Source organism: Actinomyces sp. HMSC08A09 (genome assembly GCF_001807465.1).
GTDB classification, from domain to species: domain Bacteria; phylum Actinomycetota; class Actinomycetes; order Actinomycetales; family Actinomycetaceae; genus Actinomyces; species Actinomyces oris.
The window spans coordinates 80,483-88,623 of the sequence record NZ_KV789147.1; the positions used below are offsets into that span (position 1 = coordinate 80,483).

At 69.9% G+C, this 8,141-nt stretch carries 5 protein-coding genes; 3 read left to right on the forward strand and 2 right to left on the reverse strand.

The window, feature by feature from the left end; all coding sequences use genetic code 11:
• Nucleotides 1-116: 116 nt before the first annotated feature.
• Both map and panB read right to left on the reverse strand, forming a co-directional pair.
• Nucleotides 117-1,022, reverse strand: coding sequence for a type I methionyl aminopeptidase (gene map / locus HMPREF3165_RS10680; protein WP_070513364.1), 906 nt, complete (start codon nucleotides 1,020-1,022; stop codon nucleotides 117-119).
• Between the two features lie 105 nt (nucleotides 1,023-1,127).
• Nucleotides 1,128-1,976 carry a 3-methyl-2-oxobutanoate hydroxymethyltransferase gene (gene panB / locus HMPREF3165_RS10685; RefSeq protein WP_070513338.1) on the reverse strand — a complete coding sequence of 283 codons (849 nt, stop codon included), beginning with the start codon at nucleotides 1,974-1,976 and terminating at the stop codon, nucleotides 1,128-1,130.
• 204 nt (nucleotides 1,977-2,180) lie between these two features.
• Between panB and glnA the strand changes: the two genes are divergently transcribed.
• The 3 genes from glnA (at nucleotide 2,181) to HMPREF3165_RS10700 (ending at nucleotide 7,899) form a co-directional block, all read left to right on the forward strand.
• Complete coding sequence (glnA, locus tag HMPREF3165_RS10690; RefSeq protein WP_070513342.1) at nucleotides 2,181-3,512, forward strand: type I glutamate--ammonia ligase; 1,332 nt, start codon at nucleotides 2,181-2,183, stop codon at nucleotides 3,510-3,512.
• 18 nt (nucleotides 3,513-3,530) lie between these two features.
• Nucleotides 3,531-7,130, forward strand: coding sequence for a bifunctional [glutamine synthetase] adenylyltransferase/[glutamine synthetase]-adenylyl-L-tyrosine phosphorylase (locus HMPREF3165_RS10695; protein WP_070513345.1), 3,600 nt, complete (start codon nucleotides 3,531-3,533; stop codon nucleotides 7,128-7,130).
• Nucleotides 7,131-7,224: 94 nt separating this feature from the next.
• Nucleotides 7,225-7,899 carry a histidine phosphatase family protein gene (locus tag HMPREF3165_RS10700; protein WP_070513348.1) on the forward strand — a complete coding sequence of 225 codons (675 nt, stop codon included), beginning with the start codon at nucleotides 7,225-7,227 and terminating at the stop codon, nucleotides 7,897-7,899.
• The last annotated feature ends 242 nt before the right edge of the window (nucleotides 7,900-8,141 follow it).

The following is an 8,141-nucleotide window of genomic DNA, read 5'->3' on the forward strand; positions in this document are numbered from 1 at the left end:
TCCTGGGCAGAATAGAGATGTCCGCTACTCAAGGACCCTACGTCGTCACCTTATCGTGAGGCAACGTGACGGCGCTCGATCGTCCTGGATGTGGATGGGTAGCGATACCCACTGCCTCAAGGCAGGGTGAGCACCTCGGCGCCGTCCTCGGTCACCACGAGCGTGTGCTCGAACTGGGCAGTACGGGAACGGTCCTTGGTGACCACCGTCCAGCCGTCGTCCCACTGCTCCCACTCGATGCCACCGAGTGTGAGCATCGGCTCGATGGTGAACACCATGCCCGTCTCGATGACGTCGTCGTGCAGAGGGGCGGCATCGTAGTGGGGGATGATGAGACCGGAGTGGAACGCCTCGCCGACGCCGTGTCCGGTGTAGTCGCGCACCACCCCGTAGTCGAAGCGCTTGGCGTAGGCCTCGATGACGCGGCCGATGACGTTGACCTCGCGACCCGGCTTGACGGCCTTGATGCCCCGCTCCATCGCGGTGCGGGTACGTTCGATGAGCAGCTCCGTCTCGCGGTCGACCTCACCGACGGCGTAGGTGGCGTTCGTGTCGCCGTGGACCCCGCCGACGTAGGCGGTGACGTCAAGATTGATGAGGTCTCCCTCGTTCAAGCGGGTCGAGTCCGGGATGCCGTGGCAGATGACCTCATTGATCGAGGTGCAGATAGACTTGGGGAAACCCATGTAGCCCAGGCACGAAGGGTAGGCGCCGTGGTCGCACAGGTACTCGTGGGCGATCCGGTCGAGCTCGTCGGTGCTCACCCCCGGGGCGATCGCCTTGGCTGCCTCGGCCAGGGCGCGGGCGGCCAGTCGCCCCGCGACCCTGATCCGCTCGATCGTCTCGGCGTCCTTGATCTCCGAGGCGGTGACGCGCTCGGGGCCGTCGTGGAACATGTATTCGGGGCGTGCGATGGACGCAGGCACATGACGCTCAGGACTGAGCGTCCCGGGAGTCAGCGTGCCACGCGGCGCGCGGTCGGCCAGTGAGACCGAGGACGCAGGGGAAGCCGAAGAAGTCATGGTCGTAAGCATAGAAGGAGGCATCCGGTTCGCGTGACCTTCCCTCCGGCCAGTGGTTCAGGGCCTCCGCCATGACGCTGTGGGTCTTGTCACGGTCAGAAGCCGTCAGGAGCTGAACCAGTGCTTCTCCGCGGGGAAGGACTCCTCGCGTACCGCGGTCCCGTAGTCGGTGGCCGCCTGCCTCAGGGCCTCGCCGACTTGTCCGAACTGGTGGGCGAAGCGCGGAGACCAGTCCGTCATCCCGGCCATGTCCGTCCACACCAGGACCTGCCCGTCGCAGCGCGCGCCCGCGCCAATACCGATCGTGGGGATCGTGAGCGACTCGGTCACGCGCGCGGCCAGGGGCTCGGGCACCATCTCCAGGACCAGGGCGACCGCCCCCGCCTCGGCCAGTGCCTGCGCGTCGGCCATCAGTACGTCAGCCGCCTCGCCACGGCCCTGAACCCGGAAGCCGCCGAGCATGTTGACGCTCTGCGGGGTGAACCCCAGGTGCCCCACCACCGGGATGCCCGCCTGGGCCAGTGCCCTCACGCTGGCTGCCCGGGGGGTGCCGCCCTCGAGCTTGACGGCGTTGGCCCCGGCCTTCATGAGACGCACCGCGCTGGCCAGTGCCTGCTCCGGACCGGCCTCGTACGTGCCAAAGGGAAGGTCGGCCACAACCAGTGCGCGCTTGGTCGCCCTGGCCACTGAGCGGGTGGCCACCACCATCTCGTCGAGCTCCACCGGGAGTGTGGAGTCGTGCCCCAGCATGACGTTGCCGATGGAGTCTCCCACCAGCAGCAGGTCGGTTCCCGCCGCATCCAGGATCCGGGCGGTCACGGCGTCGTAGGCGGTGAGCATGACCAGCTTGGTGCCGTCCTTCTTGGCGGATGCCAGGTGATGGACGCGCACGGGCTTGCCGCCTGCGACGATGGGGGCGGATGAAGGTCCGTAAGGGGACTCGGGTGTAGCCATGATCCGAGGCTACCGGAGGTCACCGGGCGTCCTTGACGGGCTGAGTCGCCCGCCCAGTTCGTGGCTGGCTTGTCCCACAGGCGGCGATGCACGAAACCTGCCTGACGCACCCGCGCACTAGGCTGGACCAAGCAGAACGTCTCAGGCGCAAGAACGCCGGCCACGCCGTCGGCCCGCTGCCGCACCCCACGCTGAGGAGGCACCATGGACAAGCAGCAGGAGTACGTGCTCCGAGCCATCGAGGAACGCGACATCAGCTTCATCCGCCTGTGGTTCACTGACGTCTCCGGACAGCTCAAGTCCGTGGCCATCGCACCGGCCGAGGTCGAGAGCGCCTTCGAGGAGGGCATCGGCTTCGACGGATCGGCGATCGAGGGACTCACGCGCGTCTTCGAGTCCGACATGCTCCTGGCCCCCGACCCCTCCACGTTCCAGATGCTGCCGTGGCGGGACGGGGACAACGGCGTGGCCCGCATGTTCTGCGACGTCCTCACACCCGACGGCGAGCCCGCCCGTACCGACCCGCGCTCGGTGCTCGAGCGTCAGCTCGCCCGGGTCGCCGAGGCCGGCTTCACCTGCTACATCCACCCGGAGATCGAGTTCTACCTGGTCAACCGCGACGGCGACGGGCGCATCCGCCCCACTGACGACGCCGGTTACTTCGACCATGTGCCCGGGGGCACCGCTCACGACTTCCGCCGCCACGCCATCCTCATGCTCGAGCAGATGGGGATCTCGGTGCAGTTCTCCCACCACGAGGGTGGCCCGGGCCAGAACGAGATCGACTTGCGCTTCGCCGACGCCCTGTCGATGGCGGACAACATCATGACCTTCCGCGCCGTCGTGGAAGAGGTGGCCCTCAAGGAGGGCTGCCTGGCGACCTTCATGCCCAAGCCCTTCCCCAACGAGTTCGGCTCGGGCATGCACACGCACTTCTCCCTGTTCGAGGGTGACCGCAACGCCTTCTTCGACCCCGCCGGCCAGTACCAGCTCTCCGCCACCGGTCGCTCCTTCATCGCCGGACTGCTGCACCACGCCTCGGAGATCACGGCCGTCACCAACCAGCACGTCAACTCCTACAAGCGCCTGTGGGGAGGGGACGAGGCCCCCAGCTACGTGTGCTGGGGCCACAACAACCGCTCCGCCCTGGTGCGCGTCCCCATGCACAAGCCCGGCAAGGCCCAGTCCACGCGGGTGGAGTTCCGCGGCATCGACTCCTCGGCCAACCCCTACCTGGCCTACGCGGTCATTCTTGCTGCCGGCCTCAAGGGCATCGAGGAGGGCTACGAGCTCCCCCCCGAGGCCGAGGACGATGTCTGGGCCCTGTCGGAGATGGAGCGCAAGGCGCTGGGCATTCACGCCCTGCCCACCTCGCTCAAGAGCGCGGTCGCCGCCATGGAGCGCTCCGACCTGGTGGCCGACACCTTCGGCGAGGACACCTTCGAGTTCTTCCTGCGCAACAAGCGCCGCGAGTACCGGGCCTACGACGCCCAGGTCACCGACTTCGAGATCAGCCAGTTCTTCCCGCGCGCCTGAGCGGAGCAGGAGACAGCTGTGAGAGACCGCAGCGAGAAGCGAGCGCCGATCGGCTCCCCCTCCCGGCACAGCTCCTCGCCCAGGACCCTGCTGCTGCGGGCCGGATTCCACGACGCGGCCCGCGCCGGAAAGCTCCTGGGCGACCCGGCGCTGCTACCCTTCCTACCGGACGGCACTCAGGCCGACGACGTCGGCGAGGCAGGCGACCACGGTGGACGCGGCTCAGCGGACCGTTCCACACGGCTGGGCGGCCGACCCGCTGAGATACGGCTGGGGCCTGAGCATGAGGAGCTCATTGACTCCCTAGCACTCACCGCCGACCCCGACATGGCTCTGCTCAGCCTCGTCCGGCTCGCCGAGGCCGCCACCGCGGCCGAATCAGCTCACCGGGCATCGGTGGGCGGTGTCGAGACTGGGGGTACGACGACGCCAGCAGCACTTCTGTGCAGCGTCATGAGCGATCCTGCCGCAGGGCCGCGTGAGCACAGGCGCCGCCTGCTCGCGGTCCTGGGCGCCTCGCAGGCCCTGGGCGACTTCCTCGTGGCCCATCCTGAGCGCCTCACCGCGCTCGCGCCTGACAGGGCGTGGGACGCCCCGCAGGAGCCCGGCGCCGGTGAGGCGCTGCAACGGACGGTCCGCGACGCGCTGGGGCAGGCCGCCCCCGTGAATGCGGACCCCTCGAACAGCGACGAAAGGCCCCCACACCCGGGAAACGCTGCCGTCAGCCGGGCGACCGCGGCGCTGCGACGCGCCTACCGGGACCGGCTCACGGCGATCGTCGCCGATGACCTCACCAGCGCCGACCCGATCGAGCACGTCCCCACCGTGTGCCGCCACATGACCGAGCTTGCCGACGCCGCCCTGGACGCGGCCCTGCTCGTCGCCCGCGCCGCCGTCGGACCGCAGGCCGACGACGTGGCCCTCGCCGTGATCGCCATGGGAAAGACCGGGGCCCGAGAGCTCAACTACATCTCGGACGTCGACGTCGTCTACGTCGTCGGCCCCACCCACGAGGCCCGCGGTGCTCAGGAGCCGATCAGCGAGGAGCGCCTCGTGGAGGTCGGCACGCATGTGGCCACCGAGCTCGCCCACGTCGTCTCCGCCACCGCGCCCGAACCTCCCCTGTGGCCACTGGACACGGCGCTGCGTCCCGAGGGCAAGGACGGTGCGCTCGTGCGCACGCTTGACTCCCACCTGGCCTACTACCGCAGGTGGGCCGCCTCCTGGGAGTTCCAGGCCCTGCTCAAGGCCAGGGCCTGCGCTGGCGATGTCGAGCTCGGGGCCCGCTACGAGCAGGGCGTGGCGCCCTACGTGTGGGAGGCCAGCAGGCGGGAGAACTTCGTTGAGGACGCCCGTGCCATGCGGCGCCGGGTGGAGAAGGAGTCCGTGCCGCGCGGAGGAGTCGACCGGCGTATCAAGCTGGGCCCCGGGGGACTGCGGGACGTCGAGTTCACTGTCCAGCTCCTCCAGCTCGTCCACGGCCGCTCCGACGAGAGCCTGCGCGTGCGTGCCACCCTGGAGGCTCTCGACGCTCTCAGCGCAGGCGGATACGTCAGCCGCACCGACGCAGCGGCCTTGAGCGGCTGCTACAAGGCCCTGCGGCTGCTGGAGCATCGCAGCCAGCTCTTCCGGCTGCGCCGCACCCACAACCTTCCTGAGAAGGAGGAGGACCTGCGCCGTGTCGAGCGGGGCATCAGTGACTGCCTGGGCCGCGGAGACAGCCTGTGGGAGGACTTCAAGGACCTGCGCCGGCGGGTACGGGCCCTCCACCAGGAGATCTACTACCGTCCCCTGCTGGCCTTCGCGGCCGCCCTCAGCGCCGATGAGATGGCTCTGAGTCCTCAGGCGGCGCGCGAGCGTCTTGCCGCAGTCGGCTACGCGGATCCCGACGGGGCCCTGCGCCACATCCAGGCCCTCACCGAGGGGGTCAGCCGCCGTGCCGCGATCCAGCGCCAGCTGCTGCCGGTCATCATCGGCTGGATCGGTGGGGGAGCCGACCCCGATTTCGGTCTGCTCTCCTTCCGGCGGCTGTCCGAGGCCATCGGGGGCTCGCACTGGTACCTGGCCATGCTGCGGGACTCCCCGGTGGCGGCGCGCAGACTGTGCCAGGTCCTCTCCAGCGCCCACTGGGCCACCGAGCGCCTCGCGGAGTTCCCCGAGTCCATCGCCTGGCTCGACGACGACGACGAGCTCGCCCCCCGCCGATCCGGCGCCCTGGCGGAGGAGGTCGCCGCCGTCCTGCGCCGCCGCAGCCTGACCGGCCCTGATGACGCTGCCCTTGCAGAGCAGGCGCTCGAGGCGGTTCAGGCGATCCTGAGAGTGCGAGCCCGCGAGGAGGTACGGGCCTCACTGGCGGACTGCCTGGACGGCATCGACCCCGCACGCACCGCCTCCATCCTCTCCGACGCCACCGACGCGGTCCTGGCCGGGGCGCTGACCGTGGCCACCGGGCTGGTCATTGCCCAGCGCGACGGGTTGGAGGCCGTCTCCGCCGGGCCCGACGCCAGCGGGTGCTGGCAGGCCGCCCGCGCCCGCCACGCCATCATCGCCATGGGACGCTTGGGAGGCCGCGAGATCGGGTACGCCTCGGACGCGGACGTCCTCTTCGTCCACCAGGCCCGCGACGGGGCGGGTGAGGAGGATGCCGCCCAGGAGGCCGAGGCCGTCGCCAAACAGGTCATGGGACTGCTGGCCGCGGCGCTCCCGCACCCCCTTGAGGTGGACTGCGATTTGAGGCCCGAGGGACGTAACGGCGTCATGAGCCGCTCGCTGGACGCCTACCGTGAGTACTACGGCCGCTGGTCCGCCCTGTGGGAGCGTCAGGCACTGCTGCGCGCCCGTCCATGCGCCGGAGACCGAGACCTGGGTCGGTGTTTCGAGGAGCTCATCAACCCGCTGCGCTGGGCGCAGGAGGGCCTGGCGCCCCAGGACCTGCGGGAGATCCGCAGGATCAAGGCGCGGGTGGAGGCCGAGCGCCTGCCACGGGGCATTGACCCGGCCCGCCACCTCAAGCTCGGCCCCGGTGGGCTCAGTGACGTGGAGTGGAGCGCCCAGGTGCTTCAGCTCGCCCACGCCGGTCGGATACCCCAGTTGCGGACCACCTCGACCGTCGCCGCGCTCCAGGCCGCGGTCCAGGCCGGGGTACTGAGCGCGGACGGCGGGGGAGAACTGGTCGCGGCCTGGATCCTGGCCAGCCGCCTGCGCTCGGCGATCGTCCTGGGAACCGGGCGCGCCTCGGGGCCGCGCTCCCAGGTCCTCCCCATCCAGAGCCGGGAGATCCGCCTGGTGGGGCGCCTCATCGGCCTCAGTGCGGGCAGGGAGCGAGAGCTCGAGGACCTCTACCGCCGCAGCGCCCGCCACGCGCGCGCAGTGGCCGAGCGCATCGTCTTCACCGACGCCGCTGCCCACGGCCCCACCGCTTCAGCGCCGTCGAGCACCGTGTCAACGGCTCAGCCGCACAGCCAGGAGTCACCGCCGCCACGTTCAGCAGGCTCGGCCCGGAGCTCTCGCGCACGGTCCCGCCGAGATACTGGGGCGGCAGCCTCCAAGGGCTCCAGACGGGCCAGCCGTCCCCGCACCACGAGAAGGCGACCGGAGGGACCCTACCCCTGGAGCTGACCGAGTGCAGACGGCACTGGACGTAGGCCCCGGGCGATGAGGATCGCATCGTCGTCGTGGGTCCCCGCGCTACGAACCTGGCAGACTTGCCGCCGTGAGGCTCATTCTTGTACGCCACGGTCGCACCGAGGCCAATGTCATGCAGGCACTCGACACCGCCTTCCCCGGAAATCCCCTGGATGAGGTGGGGCTGGGGCAGGCCGACGGATTGCCGGACCGTCTGGATAAGGCCGGACTGCTCCAGGGGCTGGGGTCACTGTGGGTCTCCCCGATCCTGCGCGCCAGGCAGACCATCGCCCCTATCGAGGCCGCCACCGGCCTGAGCGCCACTGTCGACTCGGGACTGCGTGAGGTGTTGGCCGCCGATCTGGAGATGAACACCGACGCGCGCTCGGTGGCCTGCTACGTGGACACCACCCGGGCTTGGATGGCGGGGCGCCCCGCCTGCCGCATCCCCGGCTCCCCGGAGGACGGGCACGACACGCTTCAGCGCTTCGACGAGGCCATCGACCGCATCTGCGAGCAGGCCGCACGGGAGGGAGACTCAGCGGCCCTGCTCGTCTCCCATGGCACGGTGCTGCGCCTGTGGACCTCGCTGCGGGCCGCCGCTGGTGGGGGAGCGGACCCCCTGTGGGTCGCGGAGCACCCGCTGCGCAACACCGGCATCGCGGTCGCCGAGGGCAGCCCCGAGGAGGGCTGGCGCCTCCTCGACTGGAACGACGGCGCGTGGCGGGTCGCCGGTGCTGAGCCCCCTGTGCCTCGGTGGTGACGCTTTCCAGCGCGACACGATTCGGATTTCCAGAAGAACTCCGGGCCGTATCCGGGAAGAAGTGAGAATGTGGAGGGATCGCCCGGTATTGCAACGAGAACCCTGTGTCGAGCTCATGGGGGATGTCGTGTGGCGACTCGGTGATCGAGGAAAGGGGCCGGGGTGCCTTATGTCTAGGTGCCCGTGAAGTGTCTTCGGTGCCTCATGTAGGGATGCCCGCCAGGTTGAGGGGTGGTTAGGAG

What these genes read in the sequence shown, in the direction of transcription:
- panB (WP_070513338.1), bottom strand. Translation starts at nt 1,976, where the DNA reads ATGGCTACACCCGAGTCCCCTTACGGACCTTCATCCGCCCCCATCGTC.
- glnA (WP_070513342.1), top strand. Translation starts at nt 2,181, where the DNA reads ATGGACAAGCAGCAGGAGTACGTGCTCCGAGCCATCGAGGAACGCGAC.
- map (WP_070513364.1), bottom strand. Translation starts at nt 1,022, where the DNA reads ATGACTTCTTCGGCTTCCCCTGCGTCCTCGGTCTCACTGGCCGACCGC.